We start from the raw sequence: 19,381 nt of genomic DNA, 5'->3' as shown, positions 1-19,381 counted from the left end.
GCCCCCCTCCGCGGCCCACCCGCACCCGGGGGGCGTTCTGGGGGGGGGCGTGGGGGGCCGCCGCGGCTTTTGGGGGGTGGTGGCGGCGCGCCCCTCTAAACCCCCCCCCCCCCCACTCACGAGGACGCGGCACGCACTCACGTGATCGAAGCCGGAACTCACGTGATTGAAGGCGGAACTCACGTGATTGAAGGCGGAACTCACGTGATCAGCGGCGGAACACGCGAGTGCGGCCTCCAGTCACGCGAGTTACGCCCCTGATCACGTGAGTCACGCCTTGGCTCACACCGCGCGCCTGTGTGCCTAGTCCGTGAAGGCCTCCTTGAGGGACCCTGGGTTCCTCAAGGAGGCCTTCACGGACTTCGGACCGGTAGGTACAGGGGACAGGGTTGGCTCTGACCCGAAGAGCCACTCACGACCCGTATCCGGCCGGGGTGAAGGCTCCTTTTGCCGCATCAGACGCGGTGAAGGGAGCCTTCAGCCCACGCACGATCGGTCGCCGCCCCCAGCGGCGCGCGCTGAATCAGCGCGAGATGGTGACGATCGGGATCACCCGGTCGGTCTTCTGCTCGTACTCGGCGAAGCCCGGCATCATGCTGACCATCTTCGCGTACAGACGGTCGCGCTCGGCGCGGTCTTCGAGGACGACGGTCGCGGTCGCCTCGAACTTCTCCGTGCCGACCTCGATGGTGACCTTCGGGTTCGCGACGATGTTGTGGTACCAGGCCGGGTTCTTGTCCGACCCGGCGTACGAAGCGGCGACGATGTACTTGCCGTCCTCCACCGCGTACGCGAGCGGCGACGTGCGCGGCTCGCCGCTCTTCGCCCCGATCGTGGTGAGCAGCAGCAGCGAGCCGCCCTCGAACGGGCCGCCCACCTTCCCCTCGTTCTCGCGGAACTCCTTGATGATGTTCTTGTTCCAGTCGAGCGCTTCGGACATTTCTTCTTCCTCCAGTGTCGATCTCTCCGCCGAGGCTACTCAGCCTTCACGGGCCTTGCGGCGCTGCTCCTCGGCGCGCTCCCGGCACTTGCGGAGGAACTCTTCGTCGTCCGCCGCGCTCGTCGCGGCGAACCGGCCCGGACGGTCGTACTCCGGGAACGCCGGCGTCTCCCTTTCGTACCGTCCGCGCGGCGCACGGGCGGCCTGCTGCGGACGACCGGCGACCAGCCAGACGATCGAGCCGATCAGCGGGACGATCAGCACCAGCAGCAGCCACATCCCCTTGGACATGTTGCGGCACGATCCCTCGTCCGTGGTGATCACGTCGACGATGCAGAAGATCCACAGACCGAGCGTGAGAACGCCGAAGAAACCATTGAAATACAGCATCGAAAGACTCCCCAGTTCCAGATGACCGGGGTAAGTCTTAGCACAGGAGGGCGTCGAGAATTCCCGCGGCCACTTGCCGCGCCAGCGTTTCCCCGGGGCATTGTTTCGGTCCTGCTCCGAACGGATGCTCCGACAGGTCCACCTCGACCACCTCGCCGCCGACCCACCGCCGGGTGATCCGGACCGGCGGATCCTCACGCAGCACCCGGTCGAGCAGGCTTTCGACGTCCTCATCGGGCCGATGGGCGGCGAGCGCCTTGCCGAGCAGCTTGGCCGTCGCGTCGCAGGCCTGCACCAGGAGCCCGATCCGCGCGGCCGTCCGCTCGTCCACGTCACCGCCACAGACCTCGACCAGCCGCCGCATGGCTACTTCGGCGTCGTCCCCGATTTCCGTATGCGGGTGGTAGGCGCCGGACACCGTCGCGATGTCGCGGGAAACGTCGGGCAGGCCGAGTTCCGCGGCGAGTACGGCGACCGGAACCCGCTCCACCTCGTCCCGCATCACCTTGGCGGACACGAAGGCCTTGTCCCGCACGGGCCCCATCCGCGCCAGCTCGGTGAGCACGAGCGCCCGCCGCCGCGCGTGGTCCTCCGGGCGGCTGAACCGGGCGACGTTCGCCCGCAACCACCGGACGCCGCCCGGTTCGACGTCCTGGGGCACCGGCGGAACGGGGGCTTCGATCAGGGGATTCTCCATACCGTGACGCTAAGTGCGGAACGCTTCGGTCACGGCCGAAACCTGAGCTCATCGTCGTTGTTATGGTGACCGGGTGACGGCCGTGTCGGAGGCAACCGAAGTCGACGGCGCGGGGCGAACGGCGCAACCGCGCCAGCTGATCGTGACCGTGTACGGCCTCTACTCGCGCGGCGAGGGCGGCTGGCTCTCCGTCCGCTCGCTGATCGACCTGCTGGCCGGTGTGGACGTCGAGGAACCGGCCGTCCGGTCGTCGATCTCCCGGCTGAAGCGGCGTGGGATCCTGTCCGCGGTGCGCCGCGACGGGGCCGCCGGGTACGAGCTTTCCGAGACCGCGCTGGCGATCCTGCGCGAAGGCGACGAGCGGATCTTCCGCCGCGAACGCGCCACCCCCGGCGACGGCTGGCTGCTCGCGGTGTTCTCCGTCCCGGAGGCCGAACGGCACAAAAGGCACGTTCTTCGCACACAACTGGCCCGGCTCGGCTTCGGGACCGCGTCGTCCGGCGTCTGGATCGCGCCCGCGCATCTGCGTGACGCGACGTCCGACATGCTCCGGCGGCTCGAACTCGAGAGGTACGCCGATCTCTTCCACGCCGAGCACCTCGCGTTCGGCGACGTGCGGGAGAAGATCCGCGACTGGTGGGACCTCGACCAGCTCGAAGCGCTGTACACCGCCTTCGTCGACGAGCACGCGGGCGCGCTCCGGCGGTGGCAGCGGCGCAAGACCACGGACGAGGCGGAAGCGTTCGCCGACTACGTCCGGGTGCTGACCGACTGGCGGCGCCTGCCCTACCTCGACCCGGGCCTGCCCGCCGAGTTGCTGCCGCCGGGCTGGGCCGGGATCCGGGCCGCCGATCTGTTCTTCACGCTGCACTCGCGGCTGGGCGAGGCCGCGGCCGCGCACGTCTCGCGGACACTGCTTTAGACGACCGCGAAGCCCTGCACCTCCACCAGTGCCTCCGCGTCCCAGAGCCGGCTGACGCCGATCCCCGCCATCGCGGGGTATTCGCTCCCGGCCAGCCGCTTCCACACCGCGCCGATCTCGCGTGCGTGGGCCCGGTAGTCGTCCATGTCGACGATGTAGATCGTCACGCTGCACAGGTCCGACGGCTCCCCGCCCGCCGCGCGCAACGCGGTGAGCAGGTTGGACAGCGCGCGTTCGAACTGCTCGACCACGCCGTCGCCGACGATGCGGTTCTCCTCGTCCAACGCCGTCTGACCGGCGAGGAAGACGAATCTCCCGGTCGCGGCGACGGCGTGCGAGAAGCCGGAAGGGCGGCCGAGCCCGGGCGGGTTGATGCGCTCCATACGGGTCAGCATATCCCGTATCGTTGACGGTCGTACATACCACGACATACCCTGAGCGGCGTGCGTATCGCGGTGTTAGGCGGCGGCCCGGCGGGGCTCTACTTCGCCACGCTGGCGAAACAGCTCCATCCCGATCACGAGATCACCGTCTGGGAGCGCAACGCGCCCGACGACACCTTCGGGTTCGGGGTGGTGTTCTCCGACGAGACCCTCGGCGGCATCGAGCACGCCGATCCGGTGATCCACGCGGCCATGCGCCGGGAGTTCGCGCGCTGGGACGACATCGACGTCCATTTCCGCGGCACGGTGCACACCTCCGGCGGGCACGGGTTCGCCGCGATGAGCCGCAAACGGCTGCTCGGCATCCTCCAGGAACGCTGCGCGGAGCTCGGGGTCGACGTCCGTTTCCGTGCCGAGGCGCCGAGCGCGGCCGAGGCGAGCGCCGAGTACGACCTCGTCGTCGCGGCGGACGGCGTCAACTCGCCGACCCGCAACGCCCTCGCCGAGAGCTTCCGGCCGAGCCTTCAGACCAGGCGCTGCAAGTACATCTGGCTCGGCACGGACCTCGTCTTCGACGCTTTCAAGTTCTACGTGCTGGAAACCCCGCACGGGATCATGCAGATCCACGGCTATCCGTACAGCGACACCGCGAGCACGTTCATCCTCGAACTGCACGAGGACGTCTGGCAGCGCGCGTTCGGCGAGATCGCCGCCACCTCGCTGGCCCCCGGCGAGAGCGACGAGAAGTCGATCGAGGTCATCCGCGAGCTTTGCGCGGACGTCCTCGGCGAGCACCAGGTGTTCGCCAACAACTCGAAGTGGACCGCGTTCGCCACCGTCCGCTGCGCGAGCTGGCGGCACGAGAACGTCGTCCTCCTCGGCGACGCCGCGCACACGGCGCATTTCTCCATCGGTTCCGGCACGAAACTCGCCATGGAGGACGCGCTCGCGCTCGCCGCCTGCCTGCACGAACAGTCCGATATGGACAGTGCTTTACAGGCTTACGAAGCGGAACGAAGGCCGGTCGTCACCTCGACCCAGCGCGCCGCGCAGGCGAGCCTGGAGTGGTTCGAGAACATGGGCCAGTACACCCACCAGGATCCGGCGCAGTTCGCGTTCAACATCCTCACCCGCAGCCGCCGCGTCACCTACGACAATCTCCGGTTGCGCGATCCCGAGTTCGCCGCGGAACTGGACACCTGGTTCGCGTCTACTTTGGACACCGACATACGGCCGCCGATGTTCCAGCCGTTCCGCATCGGGAACCTGGACCTGCCGAACCGCGTCGTCGTCTCGCCGATGGACATGTACTCCTCCGAAAACGGCGTCCCGACCGACTTCCACCTGGTACACCTGGGAAGCAAGGCACTCGGTGGCGCCGGGCTGGTGATGACGGAAATGGTCTGCGTCTCCGAAACCGGCCGCATCACCCCGGGCTGCGGCGGCCTGTACACCGAGGAACAAGAACAGGCGTGGAGGCGGGTCACCGACTTCGTCCACGGCCACACCCCCGCGCGCATCGGTGTCCAGCTCGGCCATTCCGGGCGCAAAGGCTCCACGAAACTGATGTGGGACGGTATCGACCAGCCGCTCCCCGAAGGCAACTGGGAGATCTGCGCCCCGTCCGCGATCCCGTACAGCGAAGCGAACCAGACCCCGCGCGAACTCACGAAGGCCGAGCTGGACGAGATCCGCGACCAGTTCGCGCGGTCCGCGGCCGCCGCCGCGCGCGCCGGATTCGACCTCCTCGAACTCCACTGCGCGCACGGCTACCTGCTGTCGTCGTTCCTTTCCCCGTTGACCAACCGGCGCACCGACGAATACGGCGGCCCACTGGAGAACAGGCTGCGTTTCCCGCTCGAAGTCTTCGACGCCGTCCGCGCGGCATGGCCGGCCGAGCGGCCGATGACCGTCCGCATCTCCGCGACCGACTGGTACGACGGCGGGATCGACGTCGACGACGCCGTCGAGATCGCCCGCGCGTTCGCCGAGCACGGCGTGGACGGTGTCGACGTGTCGACCGGCCAGGTCGTCAGCGAGGAGAAACCCGAGTACGGCCGCAGCTACCAGACGCCGTACGCCGACCGGATCCGCAACGAGATCGGCCGCCAGTACGGGATCGCGGTGATCGCCGTCGGCGCGATCTCCTCCTACGACGACGTGAACTCGCTGATCCTCGCGGGCCGCGCGGATCTGTGCGCGCTCGGCAGAACCCACCTTTACGATCCACAGTGGACATTGCACGCCGCCGCCGAGCAGGGCTATCCGATGCCGTGGCCGAAACAGTTCGCGGCGGGCAGCCGGAAACCGCAGGGCGGCCGCACCGACGGGCCGAAACCCCGGCTGGAACTCCTTCGCTCGGGGGAACCCGGCACCGCGCACGCCCGCTGGCGACCTGGGAGCGACCGATGACCGCCTTCGCGCTGAACCCCGAACAGCAGGCCTTCGCCGAAGAAGTCCGGCGGCTGGGCGCCGAAAAGCTCCGCCCGCTGGCCGAATCCGGCACCGAAGGCGCGGTCAACCGGCCGCTGCTCAAGGAAATGGGCTCGCTCGGGCTGCTCGCCCGGCTGTTCCCCGGGGTCGACGGCGGCAGCCCGAGCCGGGAGGCCGCCGCGACGGATCTCTGCATCCTGCGGGAATCCCTGGCCAGCCAGAGCACCGAGGCCGAGACGGCGTTGGCGCTACAGGGTTTGGGCACGTATCCGGTGCTGCAGTCCGGGCAGGACTCGCAGGTCTCGAAATGGGTTCCCGCCGTGGCGGCGGGCGACGCCGTCGCCGCTTTCGCGCTCACCGAGCCGAACGCGGGTTCGGACGCGGCGGCGCTGGAGCTCGCCGCCGAACCCGACGGCGACGGCTGGCGGCTCACCGGCGAGAAGATGTGGATCTCCAACGCCCCCGAGGCCGATTTCTACAGCGTTTTCGCCCGCACCACCCCGGAAGCGGGATCGCGCGGCGTCTCCGCGTTCGTCGTCCCCGCCGATCGCGCCGGGCTGTCCGGTGAGCACCTCGACCTCGTCAGCCCGCATCCCATCGGCACCCTGGTCTTCGACGGTGTCCGCGTCGAACGGGACGAACTGCTCGGCGAACAGGACCGCGGCTTCGGCGTGGCGATGCGGACGCTGGACCTGTTCCGGCCGAGCGTCGGCGCGTTCGCCGTCGGGATGGCACAGGCCGCCCTCGACGCCGCCGTCGCCCACGCGCAGACCAGGGTCGCGTTCGGCGGTCCGCTGCTGAAACAGCAGACCGTGGCGCACACCCTCGCCGAAATGGCGACCCGCACCGAAGCGTCGCGCCTGCTCGTCTACGCCGCGGCCGCCGCGTACGACGCGGGCGAGCGGAACCTCGCCGGCCGGGCCGCGATGGCGAAACTGTTCGCCACCGAGACCGCGCAGTACGTCGTCGACTCGGCCGTGCAGATCCACGGCGCCAGGGCGCTGCGGCGAGGGCATCTGCTCGAACACCTCTACCGCGAAGTCCGGGCGCCGCGGATCTACGAAGGCGCGTCCGAAGTGCAGCGCACGATCATCGCGCGCTCGCTGGCTTCTTCCTAGCCGGGCGCCGGTCGAGGTACCACTGCGTGGCGAGCAGGACCAGCGTCGTGCTCAGCCAGGCCGTGATCGCGGCGACCGATTGGGTCAACGCGAGTTCGCTGCCGCCGAACGTGGTCTCCAGCCCCGGTCGCAGCACGATCACCGCGACCGGGCCGATCAAACGGCTGAGGATGATCGACATGGTCAGCGCGAAACTGCGGATCATCCAGCGCCGGTGGTCGGCGAACCGGCGTTGCCGCGCCGCGCGCCAGCCGGCGAACGTGCACCCCAGCCACAGCACCCCGGCCACGGTGTTGGCGACGCGCGTCGCCGGGCCGAACGGGCTCAGCGCGCCGACGGTCAGCGCCAGCAGACCGGCCGGGAGCACCCCGGCGAAGACGTACACCCGGCCGATCTTCCGATGCACCGCCGGGTATTTCGCCCGGAACCACGGCCAGATCTGCAGCAGCGCGCCGACCATCGCGATCGAGCCGAACAGCACGTGCGCCGAGAGGAACCAGTAGTGCGAGGTGAACCCCGGTGGTTGCGGCACCCGGGACTGAGCCGGATCCAGCGACAGATACGGCGGCATCGAAAAGGCCAGGAAAATTACGACGATGACGGCCATCGGCCCTACCAAAGGCCTTCGCCACCACGATTTCCGTGGTGACGTCTCCGGCGGGTCACGTCGTTCCAGCCTGACGGTCATCACTGCCCCCACGTTTTCCGGTACCGGCAACAACTTTCCGCTGCCGAACCTAGAACGCGGAACCATCGGGAAGAATGGAGCGGGCCGCCGGTTCGATGGTGGAGCAGGCCCTACCGCCGGCTGCCACGCACCCGGTGGACGAGATCCCGGTACGCCAGCCCGCTCTGCTTGATCGTCCGCGCCTGCGTCTCGCGGTCGACCCGGACCAGCCCGAGCCGTTTCGCGTAACCGTACGCCCATTCGAAACTGTCCAAAAAGGACCACGCGAAATAGCCCCGGACGTCGGCGCCCGCTTGCCGCGCGGCGGCCGTGGCGGCGATATGCGCGGACAGGTACGCGGCGCGGTCGTCGTCACGGACGAAACCGGTCTCGTCGGGGACGTCGGCGAACGCGGCGCCGTTTTCGGTGACGTACAGCGGCAGGCCCGGGTAATCCCGGCTGATCCGGACGAGCAGCTCGGTGAGCTTGTGCGGCAGAATCTCCCAGCCCAGCGCCGTCGACGGCGCCCCGAACGGAACCTTGCGGAACGCGGGCAACCCGAAGTGCTCCACCGCGTTCCCGTTCTCCTCCACCCCGGAGTACCTCGTGCCGAAGTAGTAGTCGACGCCGAGGAAATCGAGCGGTGCCGCGATGATCGACGGATCCCAGGGCTCGGACGGCAGGCGGATGTCCTGGCGCGCGAGGGTCGCGAGGACGTCCTCCGGATACCGGCCGTGCACGAGCGCGTCGAGATAGAACCGCGTCCCGAGCCCGTCCTCGAAGCGGGCGGCTTCGCGATCGGCCTCGCTGGGCGTGGCCGGGTCGGCGGTGCTCAGGTTGAGCGTGATGCCGAACTTCGTCCCGGGCGGCGCGAGTTCCCGCATCCGCCGCACCGCGAGACCGTGCCCGAGCAGCAGGTGATGCGCCGCCGCCATCCCCGCCTTCGCGTCCCGGCGGCCGGGCGCCATCACTCCGTGGACGTAGCCGTGCATGGCCGTACACCACGGCTCGCTCAGCGTGGTCCAGTGGCGGACCCGATCGCCCAGCCGCTCGAACACGAGCATCGCGTAGTCGGCGAACCGGACGGCGGTGTCGCGCGCGGGCCAGCCGCCCGCGTCTTCGAGGTGCTGGGGCAGATCCCAGTGGTACAGCGTCAACCAGGGGTCGATGCCGTTGTTGAGCAGCTCGTCGACCAGCCGGTCGTAGAAGGCGATCCCGGCGGGGTTGACGCCGCCGCGTCCGCGCGGCTGCACGCGGGGCCAGGAGACGGAGAACCGGTAGGTGTCGACGCCGAGTTCCTTGAGCAGCGCGATGTCGGCGGGCATCCGGTGGTAGTGGTCGCAGGCGATCTCGCCGGTGTCACCGTTGTCGACCGACCACGGTGACCGCGCCCAGGTGTCCCAAATGGACGGTGTTCTTCCGTCTTCGGCGACCGCGCCCTCGATCTGGTACGCCGAGCTGCCGACGCCCCACCGGAAGTCCGGCGGCAAGGAGCCGATGAGCTCGTCGTCCCCGGTCATGACCCTCTTCCCGCCTTATTTCACCAGTTGATACATGGCGGAGGCTAAGGTCGTGGGGCATCCTGGAAAGGTCCGCCGCCATAAGATGGGTACCCGCATGCCTGCCAAGCGCACCACCGTCCGTGACCTGCGGCGGCACAACCGTTCCCTCCTCCTGTCGAAACTCTACTTCGACGGCCCGCTCAGCCGCCACGAATTGAGCGGTCTGACCGGTTTGAGCGCCGCGACCGTCAGCAACGTGACCGCCGAACTCGGCGAAGAACGCCTCATCATCGAGGCAGGCCTGGTCGAGTCCGACGGCGGCAGGCCGCGTGTCCTGCTCCGCGTCGACCCGGCGTACGGCCACGTCGCGGGTGTCGACATCGGCGAGACCGGGGTGAAGGTCGAGCTGTTCGACCTCACCATGAACCGGCTCGCCACCGTCGAACACCCCCTCGCCTCCCGGCGCCCGGACGCGCCCGCGGCGGTCACCCAGGTGGCGTCCGGGCTACGGGAAGTGATCGCGGAATCGGGGATCGACGAGGCGACCGTGCTCGGTGTCGGCGTCGGTGTCCCCGGCACCGTCCACCAGGGCGAGGCGCTCCGCGTGCACGCGCCCACCATCGGCTGGAAAGAGGTCCCGCTCACCGATCTCCTGCGCGCGGAGGGCGTCGAGCTGCCGCTGTTCGTCGACAACGGGGCGAAAACCCAGGGCCAGGGCGAAATGTGGTTCGGGGCTGGCCGCGGCGCCAGGCACGCGGTGATCGCCCTGATCGGCTCCGGGGTCGGTGCGGCCGTGATCACCGACGGCACCACCTACCGGGGCTCCACCAGCAGCGCGGGCGAATGGGGCCACACGACCATCGTCTACGGCGGGCAGGAATGCCGTTGCGGGGCACGCGGCTGCCTGGAGTCCTACGTCGGCGCGGAGGGTGTCCTCGCCCGCTATCGCAAGGCACGCGGCGGAAAGGCGACGGACGAGGACGAGCAGACCCAGTTCGCCGCGCTGCTGGAATCGGCGGGCAAGGCCAAGACCGCGGCCAAGGTGCTGGAAGAGACCGCGGGCTATCTCGGCGCCGGGATCGGCAACCTGATCAACCTGTTCAACCCGGAGCGGATCGTGCTTGGCGGCTGGGCCGGGCTCGCGCTCGGCGAGCACTACCTCCCTGAGATCCGGCGTGTGGCGGGCGAGCACGCGCTGGCGCACGTGTTCGACCAGACCGAGATCGAGCTCGGCCAGCTCGGACCGGACGCCGTCGCCATAGGAGCCGCCACCCTCCCGGTCGCCGCCCTCCTGGAGCAGGGCGCGGACCCGCGGACGGCCGGGTCGAAGCGGGGTACCGCCGCCTGACCTTAATTCGAGGTCGAAAAATACGTCTTGTCGCAGTGGTAGAGACCATGCATACTTTGTTGCCAGGCACAACAAAGTAGTTCTCTGCCTGCGAAGAGAGGCGACAACGATGTCCATCTCCTCCCGTTTTCGCTGGGCGGCGCTCCTCGCCGCCGGCGTTCTCCTCGGCTCACTCCCGGCCACCGCGCAGCCCCCGGCCGCCGAGGCCGCCGTCATGGCCGCGACCTTCACCGACGACTTCAACGGGCCCGCCGGCGCGGGTATCGACACCTCGAAATGGCATTTCGAGACCGGCGACAACGTGAACAACCACGAGCGGCAGTGGTACACGTCCGGGACGAACAACGCGGCGCTCGACGGCCAGGGCAATCTGGTCATCACCGCGAAGAAAGAGAACCCGGGCAACTACAACTGCTGGTACGGGCGCTGTGAGTACACGTCGGCGCGGCTGTCCACCCAGGGCCAGTTCACCCAGACCTACGGCCGGTTCGAGGCGCGGATGAAACTCCCGCGCGGACAGGGGATGTGGCCCGCGTTCTGGATGCTCGGCGCCGACATCGGCAACGTCGGCTGGCCCAACAGCGGTGAGATCGACATCATGGAGAACGTCGGCTTCGAGCCGAACACGGTGCACGGCACCCTCCATGGCCCCGGTTACTCCGGCGCGGGCGGTATCGGCGCGGCCTACAACGGCCCGAACTTCTCCGACGACTTCCACACCTACGCCGTCGACTGGGCGCCGAACCAGATCAAGTGGTACGTCGACGGGAACCTCTACCAGACCCGCACGCCCGCCGATCTCAACGGCAACCGCTGGGTCTTCGACCACCCCTTCTACCTGATCCTGAACCTCGCCGTCGGCGGCTACTGGCCGGGTGACCCGAACTCCAGCACCGTCTTCCCGCAGCGGCTCGTCGTCGACTACGTGCACGTCAACTCCAGCGACACCGCCGGGCGCACCGGGCGGATCACCGGTATCGGCGGCAAATGCGTCGACGTAGCGGGGGCGAACACCGCCAACGGCACCCCGATCCAGATCACCGACTGCAACGGGAACGCCGCGCAGAACTGGACCATCGGCGGCGACGGGACGATCCGCGCGCTCGGCAAATGCATGGACGTCTCCGGCGGCGGGACCGCGGACGGCACGGCCGTGCAACTGTGGGACTGCAACGGAACCGGCGCGCAGAAATGGGCGATCAGCGGAGCGCGCGACATCGTGAACCCGCAGGCGAACAAATGTCTCGACGCCACCGGGAACAGCTCCGCGAACGGGACCAGACTCCAGATCTGGACCTGCGGGGGCGGCGCGAACCAGAAGTGGACGACGCCGTGAGACGGCTGCCGCTGCTCGGCGCCGCGGTGCTCGCGGCGGCCACCCTCGTCGCGACCCCGGCACAGGCCGCGGGTGAGACCGTGAACATCTGGCTCACCACCACGAACGACTCGCGCGGCGTGAACGTCACCCGAGGTCTCCAGCAGCAGTCACCGATCACCTTCGCCGCGGGCACCGGAACGGGTCAGCAGACCATCACCGTCGACGAGAACACCACGTACCAGCAGTACGAGGGCGCGGGCGCGTCATTCACCGACACGGCCGCGTGGCTGATGAAGGGCAGCGGCGCGCTGTCGCAGGCGACCCGCGACGAGACCATGCGGAAGCTGTTCGATCCCGTCGCGGGGATCGGCGTCAACTTCATCCGCAACCCGCTGGGCTCCTCGGATCTGGCGCGGTTCAGCTACTCGTTCGACGATCTCCCCGCCGGGCAGACCGATCCGAGCCTGGCGAAGTTCTCGATCGCGCACGACCTCGACAGCATCCTGCCGCTGACCAAACAGGCGCGGGAGATCAACCCGGCGACCAAGGTGATGGCGTCGCCGTGGAGCGCGCCGCCGTGGATGAAGGACAACGGCGACTTCAAGCTGGGCTGGCTGAAGGCCGAGTACTACCCGGCCTATGCGCAGTATTTCGTCAAGTACATCCAGGCGTATCAGGCGCAGGGTGTCCCGATCCATTACGTGTCGGTGCAGAACGAGCCGACCTGCTGCGCGAGCTATCCGTCGATGAACTGGAACGGCGCCGGTCTCCAGTACTTCACGAAGACGAACCTGTTGCCCGCCTTGAAGGGACTGTCCACAAAGGTACTCGCGCTGGACTGGAACTGGGACAAGTACGCGGAATTCGGCGCGCCGACGATGGACGACGCGGCGATCCGCACCGACCCGAACTTCGGCGGGATGGCCTGGCACGGCTACGGCGGCGACGTCGCCCAGCAAACCGCCGTGCACAACCAGTACCCGGACGTGCCCGCGTACAGCACGGAACATTCCGGCGGGACCTGGGTGAGCCATCAGCAGGCCGAAGACATGGCGAACATCGTCGACTACACGCGGAACTGGAGCAAGAGCTTCGTCAAGTGGAGCCTCGCGGTGGACCAGAACATGGGGCCGCACAACGGCGGCTGCGGTACCTGTACCGGGCTGATCACCGTCCACAATGGAGATTCACGGCACGGGCAGGTCGACTACACCGTCGAGTACTACACGATGGGGCATCTGACGAAATTCGTGAAACCGGGCGCGTACCGGATCTCGTCGAACGACAACTCCGCGGTGCGGAACGTCGCGTGGAAGAACCCGGACGGGTCGAAGGCGCTGATCGCGTACAACACCAGCGGCGCGAGCCAGAACGTGCGCGTCAACTGGGGAGGGCAGTCCTTCACGTACCCGCTGCCCGCGTCGACGTCGGCGACGTTCACGTGGTCGGGGACGCAGTCTGGCGGCGGCGTCCGCACCGGCGCGATCACCGGTCTGGGCGGCAAATGCGTCGACGTGGCCGGGGCGAACAGTGCCAACGGGACAGCGGTGCAGCTCTACGACTGCAACGGCTCCGGCGCGCAGCAGTGGTCGTTCCAGGCCGACGGCACGGTGCGGGCGCTGGGCAAATGCCTCGACGTCACCGGGATGTCCACCGCGGACGGCGCGCCGCTGCAACTGTGGGACTGCGCGGGCGGGCCGAATCAGCGATGGGCGGCCAACGCCGCCCGCGACCTGGTGAACTCCGGCTCGGGCAAATGCCTGGACGCGACCGGGAACTCCTCGGCCAACGGCACGCGCCTGCAGATCTGGTCCTGCACCGGCGCTCAGAACCAGAAGTGGGTCACCCCCTAGCGCGCCCCACGCGTTTCGTCCTCTAAATGCGGAGTGGCGTGGTCGAACCCCTGTCGCGTGGGTTGCCTTCGCCGGCTTCGTGATGACAGGGGCGCCGTCGTCGGCAGGGTTCGGGCTGATTTGCGTGCTGCCCGGCGCAGAGTGTCCACAAAGGATGCAAACTCGCCATTTGCGTCCGATTTGAGCACTTTGCACTGGGGTCGTGAGTGGTAATGATCGTTCTAACCCTCTTTACCACTCACGACCCCCCGCGAGAACCGGACATCATGACATTAACCGGATGCGTGATAGGTGCCCGTTGTCCCTTGTGGACACTTTGTGTCGAGTAAGTCCGCAAGATCACGCCATCTTTGCGTACCCCTCGATAAGAACGATCATTGCCACTCACGAACCGAGCGCAAAGCACTCAAATCGGGCACATGAGGGCATCGTGATGTGCCTTCTGGACACATCTCGCGCGGCCTGGTGGATAGCCTGCCTGAAACCGTCTCGTCGCGAAGCCGACCAAGGCCGCTACGCGACAGAAGTCCGATCACGCCACGCGTTTCGTCCTCTAAATGCGGTAGTTCGACTCCGAACTACCGCATTTAGTCCTCTGAATGCGGTTGGGAGCGCTCGGCGTAGGCTTCGACGAGCTGGTTTTCGGCGTCGGTGAGGTACTGCGCGAGGAGCTTTTCGGCGCCCAGGCCGTCGCCGGCCTCGATACGCTCGAGGATCTCCGCGTTGCGCTTGAGGTACGGCTCGTGGAAGCGCCGCGGGTCGGCCATCATGTGGAACACCAGCCGCAGCTCGGCCAGGATGCCGCGCATCAGCTCGTCGATCCGCTCGCTGCCGCTCAGCTCCGCGATCGCCGAATGGAACCGGATGTTCGCGGTGCCGAGGTCCTGCCAGCGCTCGCTCCGCTCGGCGAGCCTGCCGTCCTCGACCAGACGCGCGAGCTTCGCGAACGTCGGGGGCTTCTCCGTCACCGCACGGACCGCCGAGCACTCGACGACCTTGCGCACCTTGTAGAGGTCGACGACGTCCTCGACGGGCAGCACCCGCACGAAGACCCCGCGATTGAGCTCGTGGGTCAGCAGGCGTTCGTGCGTGAGCAGCCGGAACGCCTCGCGCAGCGTGTTACGGGAGACGCCGAGCGCCGAGCCGATGTCGTGCTCCGACAGCCGGACGCCGGGCAGGAAGAACCCTTCCGCGATGCGCGTGCGGAGGACACCCGCGACCCTTTCGGCCGTGCTGGTGCGGCTCACCATGCCGCGGTCAGCTTCGAGTCCTTGAACCGAGGCAGGACCACCCTCCGCGATCGTCACGTGACCGATCCTAACCGGCTACAAGAGGTCGAGCCAAGGATCCCCTTGTGGAATTGTTGAACAATCCCTACAGTGGCTATCCATGTGACCCGTGCCACCCTGAGAGTCACCCTCTGGAGGTGCCGATGAACGCGACAGCCACTACCGAAGACACACGCCCCTTCGCCTGGTTCCGCACGCTCGGTTCGCGAGGCCGCCGGGCCTTCGTCGGCGCGTTCGGCGGATACGGGCTCGATTCGTTCGACTACCAGACCCTCCCGCTGGGCCTGGCCGCGATCACCGCCTACTACGGCCTCTCCGGCGGCGAGGCGGGTCTGCTCGGCACCACCACGCTGGTGGTTTCGGCGATCGGCGGGATCGGCGCTGGCATCCTGGCCGACCGCATCGGCCGGGTCCGCACCCTTCAGCTCACCATCGCGATGTACACGATCTTCACCGTGCTCTGCGGGTTCGCGCCGAACTTCGAGACGCTGCTGGTCTTCCGCGCCCTGCAGGGCCTGGGCTTCGGCGGCGAATGGGCCGCCGGCGCCGCGCTGGTCGCGGAGTACTCGCAGGCGAAATACCGCGGCCGCACGGTCGCCTTCGTGCAGAGCGCGTGGGCGGTCGGCTGGGCGCTGTCCGTCGTCGTCTACACGGTGGTCTTCAGCATCTGGAGCCCGGACGTCGCGTGGCGCGTCATGTTCTGGACCGGTGTCATCCCGGCGCTGCTGGTGCTGTGGGTCCGCCGCAACGTCCAGGACGCGCCGGTCGCCGAAGCGGCCCGCGCCACGAAGAAGGAACGCGGTTCGCTGGCGGGCATCTTCAAACCGGATCTGCTGCGCACGACGTTCTTCGCCGCGCTGCTCGCCACCGGTGTCCAGGGCGGTTACTACACGCTCGCGACCTGGCTGCCGAGCTACCTGAAGACCACCCGCGGCCTCACCGTCATCGGCACCGGCGGCTATCTCGCTTTCCTCATCTCCGGCGCCTTCATCGGATACGTCACCGGCGGCTATCTCACGGATCTGCTGGGCCGCAAGAAGACGTTCCTGCTGTTCTCGGTGCTGTCGGCGGGCCTCATCGTCGCCTACACGCAGATCCCGGCGGGCGCGAACACGCTCGTGCTGTTCCTCGGTTTCCCGCTCGGGTTCTCGATGTCCGCGATCTTCAGCGGGTTCGGCGCCTTCCTCGCCGAGCTGTACCCGTCGGCGCTGCGCGGGACCGGGCAGGGCTTCACCTACAACCTCGGCCGGGCCATCGGCGCGACGTTCCCCGCCGTGGTCGGTTTCCTCGGCGCGGGCGGCGCGATGGTGTTCGGCGCGGTCGGCTACGGGATCGCCGTGCTGGCGCTGCTCGGCCTGCCCGAGACTCGCGGCCGCGAACTGCTGTGACGACAATCGGAAGAGGAGGCACCGCGATGACCACCTTCGACGACCCGGCGACGTTGTCCCCCGGCGAGGCCCGCGCCCTGTTCCGCGCGGGTACGGCCCGCCCGACCACCGGCTGGGCGAACGGGTTCACCCAGACCAACCTGATCGCCGTCCCCGAGGACTGGGCCTACGACGTCCTGCTGTTCTGCCAGCGGAACCCGCAGCCCTGTCCGGTGCTCGACGTCAGCGACCCAGGCGACCCGTCGACCAGGCTGGCGCCCGGCGCGGATCTGCGCACCGACCTGCCGCGCTACCGCGTCTGGCAGAACGGCGCGCTGTCCGGCGAGATCGCGGACGCGAGCGGGCTGTGGCGCAGCGACATGGTCGCGTTCTCGATCGGCTGCAGTTTCACCTTCGAATCGGCGCTGGCCGCGGTGGGCATCCCGTTGCGGCACGTCGACCAGGGCCGCAACGTGGCGATGTACGTGACGAACCGCGAGTGCGTCCCGGCCGGGCGGCTGCGCGGGCCAATGGTGGTCTCGATGCGGCAGATCCCCGAAGACCGTGTTGACGACGCCGTGCGCATCACCCGCGGGATGCCCGCCGTGCACGGTGCGCCGGTGCACATCGGCGACCCGGCCGCACTGGGCATCACCGATCTCGGCAAACCCGATTTCGGCGACCCGGTCGACGCGGCCCCCGGTGACGTGCCGGTGTTCTGGGCGTGCGGCGTGACCCCGCAGGCGGCGCTGATGGCCTCGCGGCCGCCGTTCGCGATCACGCACGCGCCGGGCTACATGTTCGTGACCGACAAACTCGACAGTGAGTTCAGGGTGGCCTGATGGACCTCAATAGTGACCTCGGCGAGGGTTTCGGCGCCTGGAAGATGGGCGACGACGACGCCATGCTCGACATCGTCACCAGCGCGAACGTCGCCTGCGGTTTCCACGCCGGCGACCCGTCGGTGATGCGGCGCGTCTGCGAGCGCGCGGCGGAGCGGGACGTCGTCATCGGCGCCCACGTCGCCTATCGAGATCTGGCCGGTTTCGGGCGGCGGGCGATGGACGTCGCCCCCGCCGACCTGGCCGACGACGTGCTCTACCAGATCGGCGCGCTCGACGCGTTCGCCCGCGCGGCGGGTACCAGCGTGCGGTACGTCAAACCGCACGGAGCGCTGTACAACACGGCGGCGGTCGATCCGGAACAGGCGGCCGCCGTGGTCGAGGCGATCCGGCGGTTCCACCCCGGGCTCGCGCTGTTGTGCCCGCCGGGGTCGGAAATGGCCAAGCAGGCGGAAAAGGCCGGGTTCCCCGCGTACGCCGAGGCGTTCGCGGACCGCGCGTACACCCCCGAAGGCCTTCTCGTCTCCCGGAAACTGCCTGGTGCCGTGCTCCACGACGCCGACGAGGTGGCCTCCCGGGCGGTCACGATGGCGACCACCGGCAAGGTCGTCGCCGCCGACGGGACCGAGCTTGCGCTTCAACCGCATTCGCTGTGCGTGCACGGCGACACGCCCGGCGCCGTCGAGCTGGCGCGCCGGATCCGGGCGGGGCTCGACGCCTCCGGTGTCCACATCGGCCCCTTCATCGAGGCCGCATGATGCGAGTGCTGCCCTATGGGGCGCGTGCGGCCATGGTCGACTTCGACGATCCGTCGGAGGTGCTCGGGCTGCACGCGTCACTGGAGCAGGACCCGCCGGACGGCGTCCTCGAACTGGTCCCGGCCGCGCGGACCCTGCTCATCCGGTTCGACCCCGGCCGCACCCACCACGACCGGCTCGCCGAAGACGTCCTCCATCGGTCCACAGTGGACATAAAGCCGCGAGAGGCCGCCGAGATCGTCGTGCCGGTGCACTACGACGGCCCGGACCTCGCCGACGTCGCGGCCGCCGCCGGCATGTCCGCGGAGGCGGTCGTCCGGCGGCACGAGGACGGGACCTACGTCTCGGCGTTCTGCGGTTTCGCCCCGGGTTTCGCCTATCTGACCGGGCTCGACCCCGCGCTGCACCTGCCGCGCCGGACGAGCCCGCGCACCCGGGTGCCCGCCGGTTCGGTCGCGATCGCGGGCGAGTACACGGCGGTGTACCCGAACGCCTCACCCGGCGGCTGGCAACTGATCGGGCGCACCACGCTGCCGGTGTGGGACGTCGAGCGCGAGCCGCCGAACCTGCTGGCTCCCGGCACCCGGATCCGGTTCACTTCATGACCGCGAAGATCGAAGTGCTCCGCCCCGGCGTTCTCACCACCGTGCAGGACCTCGGCCGGCCAGGGCTGGCCGCGATCGGCGTCGGCCGGTCCGGCGCCGCCGACCGCGGTTCGCTGCGGCTCGCGAACCGGCTGGTCGGGAACCCCGAAGGCCACGCCGCCCTGGAATGCGTTCTGGGCGGCCTCGCCCTCCGGTTCCCGGCTCCGGCGACCGTCGCCGTCACCGGCGCGCCGTGCTCGATCACCGTCGGCGGGCGGGCTTTCGGCCCCGGCTCCCCGATCCCGGTCGGCCCCGGTGACGAACTCGTCCTCGGGATGGCTTCTCACGGTTTGCGTTGCTATGTCGCCGTGCGCGGCGGAATCGACGTCCCCGCGGTGCTGGGCGCGCGGGCGACCGACACCCTGGGCAAGCTCGGGCCGCCCGCGCTTTCGGCCGGGATGACCTTGCCGGTGGGACAGCAGGTGCTGCCCCACCCTGGAGTGGATCTCGCTCCGCGCGCGCCCTTGCCGGACGTACCGGTTCTGCGAGTGACTCCGGGGCCGCGGGTTTCGTGGTTCGTTCCCGAAGCACTGTCCACTTTGGTCTCTACGGGTTATGTCGCCACCGCCGACGTCGATCGGGTGGGCGTGCGGCTGGACGGTCCCGTCTTGTCGCGGGCACGCGGCGGCGAATTGCCGCCCGAGGCCGCTGTGCCGGGAGCGTTGCAGGTACCTCCTTCGGGACAGCCGATCCTGTTCCTGGCCGACCATCCGGTGACCGGCGGCTATCCGGTGATCGCGGTGGTGGAGGAAGCGGATCTGGATCTGGCCGCGCAGGTGCGGCCGGGGCAGCGGGTGCTCTTCCGCCTCGTGAGTGGCGGGGGGGGGTGGTTAACTCCAGCCCCCCCAACCAGCCCCGAAAACCCACGGGGTTTTTGATAACGCCCCCCCAACCCACCCGCGCGGGCACG

The 19,381-nt window shown here is 68.9% G+C and carries 18 protein-coding genes; 11 read left to right on the top strand and 7 right to left on the bottom strand.

Annotated elements, in window-relative coordinates:
• Nucleotides 1-523: 523 nt before the first annotated feature.
• From ACFWIW_RS08485 to ACFWIW_RS08475, 3 genes are read right to left on the bottom strand one after another with little or no spacing between them, the layout of a single operon-like run.
• Nucleotides 524-940, bottom strand: coding sequence for a nitroreductase family deazaflavin-dependent oxidoreductase (locus ACFWIW_RS08485; RefSeq protein WP_378367830.1), 417 nt, complete (start codon nucleotides 938-940; stop codon nucleotides 524-526).
• A gap of 39 nt (nucleotides 941-979) precedes the next feature.
• Complete coding sequence (locus ACFWIW_RS08480) at nucleotides 980-1,330, bottom strand: PLDc N-terminal domain-containing protein (protein ID WP_378367829.1); 351 nt, start codon at nucleotides 1,328-1,330, stop codon at nucleotides 980-982.
• A 37-nt stretch (nucleotides 1,331-1,367) separates the two neighbouring features.
• Nucleotides 1,368-2,027 (bottom strand): oxidoreductase, encoded by a 660-nt coding sequence (locus tag ACFWIW_RS08475; RefSeq protein WP_378367828.1) that lies wholly within the window; start codon nucleotides 2,025-2,027, stop codon nucleotides 1,368-1,370.
• Nucleotides 2,028-2,100: 73 nt separating this feature from the next.
• On the opposite strand from ACFWIW_RS08475, the gene ACFWIW_RS08470 reads away from it, so the two are divergent.
• On the top strand, nucleotides 2,101-2,949 hold the full coding sequence (locus ACFWIW_RS08470; RefSeq protein WP_378367827.1) for a PaaX family transcriptional regulator C-terminal domain-containing protein: 849 nt from the start codon (nucleotides 2,101-2,103) through the stop codon (nucleotides 2,947-2,949).
• Here ACFWIW_RS08470 and ACFWIW_RS08465 read toward each other — a convergent pair.
• The gene (locus ACFWIW_RS08465) at nucleotides 2,946-3,344 is read right to left on the bottom strand and encodes a RidA family protein (RefSeq protein ID WP_378367826.1); all 399 of its coding nucleotides are present in this window, start codon (nucleotides 3,342-3,344) and stop codon (nucleotides 2,946-2,948) included. The genes ACFWIW_RS08470 and ACFWIW_RS08465 overlap by 4 nt on opposite strands.
• Nucleotides 3,345-3,392: 48 nt before the next feature.
• Here ACFWIW_RS08465 and ACFWIW_RS08460 point away from each other — a divergent pair, with 48 nt between their 5' ends.
• A complete protein-coding gene (locus ACFWIW_RS08460; RefSeq protein WP_378367825.1) occupies nucleotides 3,393-5,744 on the top strand; it encodes a bifunctional salicylyl-CoA 5-hydroxylase/oxidoreductase in 2,352 nt (783 codons plus the stop codon).
• Nucleotides 5,741-6,883, top strand: coding sequence for an acyl-CoA dehydrogenase family protein (locus ACFWIW_RS08455; protein WP_378367824.1), 1,143 nt, complete (start codon nucleotides 5,741-5,743; stop codon nucleotides 6,881-6,883). Before ACFWIW_RS08460 ends, ACFWIW_RS08455 begins: the two co-directional genes overlap by 4 nt.
• Here ACFWIW_RS08455 and ACFWIW_RS08450 read toward each other — a convergent pair.
• Nucleotides 6,855-7,490 carry a DUF2306 domain-containing protein gene (locus tag ACFWIW_RS08450; RefSeq protein WP_378367823.1) on the bottom strand — a complete coding sequence of 212 codons (636 nt, stop codon included), beginning with the start codon at nucleotides 7,488-7,490 and terminating at the stop codon, nucleotides 6,855-6,857. The genes ACFWIW_RS08455 and ACFWIW_RS08450 overlap by 29 nt on opposite strands.
• A 191-nt stretch (nucleotides 7,491-7,681) precedes the next feature.
• Nucleotides 7,682-9,070 (bottom strand): GH1 family beta-glucosidase, encoded by a 1,389-nt coding sequence (locus ACFWIW_RS08445; protein WP_378367822.1) that lies wholly within the window; start codon nucleotides 9,068-9,070, stop codon nucleotides 7,682-7,684.
• An 85-nt stretch (nucleotides 9,071-9,155) separates the two neighbouring features.
• Here ACFWIW_RS08445 and ACFWIW_RS08440 point away from each other — a divergent pair, with 85 nt between their 5' ends.
• The 3 genes from ACFWIW_RS08440 (at nucleotide 9,156) to ACFWIW_RS08430 (ending at nucleotide 13,571) form a co-directional block, all read left to right on the top strand.
• Nucleotides 9,156-10,400, top strand: coding sequence for an ROK family protein (locus ACFWIW_RS08440; protein ID WP_378367821.1), 1,245 nt, complete (start codon nucleotides 9,156-9,158; stop codon nucleotides 10,398-10,400).
• Between the two features lie 109 nt (nucleotides 10,401-10,509).
• The gene (locus tag ACFWIW_RS08435; RefSeq protein WP_378367820.1) at nucleotides 10,510-11,736 is read left to right on the top strand and encodes an RICIN domain-containing protein; all 1,227 of its coding nucleotides are present in this window, start codon (nucleotides 10,510-10,512) and stop codon (nucleotides 11,734-11,736) included.
• Complete coding sequence (locus ACFWIW_RS08430; RefSeq protein WP_378367819.1) at nucleotides 11,733-13,571, top strand: RICIN domain-containing protein; 1,839 nt, start codon at nucleotides 11,733-11,735, stop codon at nucleotides 13,569-13,571. The genes ACFWIW_RS08435 and ACFWIW_RS08430 overlap by 4 nt, the downstream gene beginning before the upstream one ends.
• Before the next feature lie 587 nt (nucleotides 13,572-14,158).
• On the opposite strand, the gene ACFWIW_RS08425 is transcribed toward ACFWIW_RS08430, so the two are convergent.
• Nucleotides 14,159-14,821: a GntR family transcriptional regulator gene (locus ACFWIW_RS08425; RefSeq protein WP_240601323.1), complete on the bottom strand. Its 663-nt coding sequence runs from the start codon at nucleotides 14,819-14,821 to the stop codon at nucleotides 14,159-14,161.
• A gap of 182 nt (nucleotides 14,822-15,003) precedes the next feature.
• On the opposite strand from ACFWIW_RS08425, the gene ACFWIW_RS08420 reads away from it, so the two are divergent.
• Genes ACFWIW_RS08420 through ACFWIW_RS08400 form a run of 5 tightly spaced genes read left to right on the top strand, consistent with a single transcriptional unit; the run spans nucleotide 15,004 to nucleotide 19,349 of the window.
• Nucleotides 15,004-16,248, top strand: coding sequence for an MFS transporter (locus tag ACFWIW_RS08420; RefSeq protein ID WP_257484129.1), 1,245 nt, complete (start codon nucleotides 15,004-15,006; stop codon nucleotides 16,246-16,248).
• Between the two features lie 26 nt (nucleotides 16,249-16,274).
• The gene (locus ACFWIW_RS08415) at nucleotides 16,275-17,069 is read left to right on the top strand and encodes a putative hydro-lyase (RefSeq protein ID WP_378367818.1); all 795 of its coding nucleotides are present in this window, start codon (nucleotides 16,275-16,277) and stop codon (nucleotides 17,067-17,069) included.
• Entirely contained in the window at nucleotides 17,069-17,827 is a 759-nt protein-coding gene (locus tag ACFWIW_RS08410) for a LamB/YcsF family protein (RefSeq protein ID WP_378367817.1), read from the top strand. Before ACFWIW_RS08415 ends, ACFWIW_RS08410 begins: the two co-directional genes overlap by 1 nt.
• Nucleotides 17,827-18,432 (top strand): allophanate hydrolase subunit 1, encoded by a 606-nt coding sequence (locus tag ACFWIW_RS08405; protein ID WP_378368045.1) that lies wholly within the window; start codon nucleotides 17,827-17,829, stop codon nucleotides 18,430-18,432. The genes ACFWIW_RS08410 and ACFWIW_RS08405 overlap by 1 nt, the downstream gene beginning before the upstream one ends.
• The gene (locus ACFWIW_RS08400; RefSeq protein WP_378367816.1) at nucleotides 18,429-19,349 is read left to right on the top strand and encodes a biotin-dependent carboxyltransferase family protein; all 921 of its coding nucleotides are present in this window, start codon (nucleotides 18,429-18,431) and stop codon (nucleotides 19,347-19,349) included. The genes ACFWIW_RS08405 and ACFWIW_RS08400 overlap by 4 nt, the downstream gene beginning before the upstream one ends.
• The last annotated feature ends 32 nt before the right edge of the window (nucleotides 19,350-19,381 follow it).

The sequence above is a fragment of the Amycolatopsis sp. NPDC058340 genome, assembly GCF_042723975.1.
In the GTDB taxonomy this organism is placed as follows: Bacteria; Actinomycetota; Actinomycetes; order Mycobacteriales; family Pseudonocardiaceae; genus Amycolatopsis.
The sequence above is the reverse complement of the archived record's forward strand: the minus strand, read 5'-3'. Positions and strand labels throughout refer to the sequence as shown.

What these genes read in the sequence shown, in the direction of transcription:
- ACFWIW_RS08485 (WP_378367830.1), bottom strand. Translation starts at nt 940, where the DNA reads ATGTCCGAAGCGCTCGACTGGAACAAGAACATCATCAAGGAGTTCCGC.
- ACFWIW_RS08480 (WP_378367829.1), bottom strand. Translation starts at nt 1,330, where the DNA reads ATGCTGTATTTCAATGGTTTCTTCGGCGTTCTCACGCTCGGTCTGTGG.
- ACFWIW_RS08475 (WP_378367828.1), bottom strand. Translation starts at nt 2,027, where the DNA reads ATGGAGAATCCCCTGATCGAAGCCCCCGTTCCGCCGGTGCCCCAGGAC.
- ACFWIW_RS08465 (WP_378367826.1), bottom strand. Translation starts at nt 3,344, where the DNA reads ATGCTGACCCGTATGGAGCGCATCAACCCGCCCGGGCTCGGCCGCCCT.
- ACFWIW_RS08455 (WP_378367824.1), top strand. Translation starts at nt 5,741, where the DNA reads ATGACCGCCTTCGCGCTGAACCCCGAACAGCAGGCCTTCGCCGAAGAA.
- ACFWIW_RS08450 (WP_378367823.1), bottom strand. Translation starts at nt 7,490, where the DNA reads ATGGCCGTCATCGTCGTAATTTTCCTGGCCTTTTCGATGCCGCCGTAT.
- ACFWIW_RS08445 (WP_378367822.1), bottom strand. Translation starts at nt 9,070, where the DNA reads ATGACCGGGGACGACGAGCTCATCGGCTCCTTGCCGCCGGACTTCCGG.
- ACFWIW_RS08440 (WP_378367821.1), top strand. Translation starts at nt 9,156, where the DNA reads ATGGGTACCCGCATGCCTGCCAAGCGCACCACCGTCCGTGACCTGCGG.
- ACFWIW_RS08435 (WP_378367820.1), top strand. Translation starts at nt 10,510, where the DNA reads ATGTCCATCTCCTCCCGTTTTCGCTGGGCGGCGCTCCTCGCCGCCGGC.
- ACFWIW_RS08425 (WP_240601323.1), bottom strand. Translation starts at nt 14,821, where the DNA reads ATGGTGAGCCGCACCAGCACGGCCGAAAGGGTCGCGGGTGTCCTCCGC.
- ACFWIW_RS08420 (WP_257484129.1), top strand. Translation starts at nt 15,004, where the DNA reads ATGAACGCGACAGCCACTACCGAAGACACACGCCCCTTCGCCTGGTTC.
- ACFWIW_RS08415 (WP_378367818.1), top strand. Translation starts at nt 16,275, where the DNA reads ATGACCACCTTCGACGACCCGGCGACGTTGTCCCCCGGCGAGGCCCGC.
- ACFWIW_RS08410 (WP_378367817.1), top strand. Translation starts at nt 17,069, where the DNA reads ATGGACCTCAATAGTGACCTCGGCGAGGGTTTCGGCGCCTGGAAGATG.
- ACFWIW_RS08405 (WP_378368045.1), top strand. Translation starts at nt 17,827, where the DNA reads ATGCGAGTGCTGCCCTATGGGGCGCGTGCGGCCATGGTCGACTTCGAC.
- ACFWIW_RS08400 (WP_378367816.1), top strand. Translation starts at nt 18,429, where the DNA reads ATGACCGCGAAGATCGAAGTGCTCCGCCCCGGCGTTCTCACCACCGTG.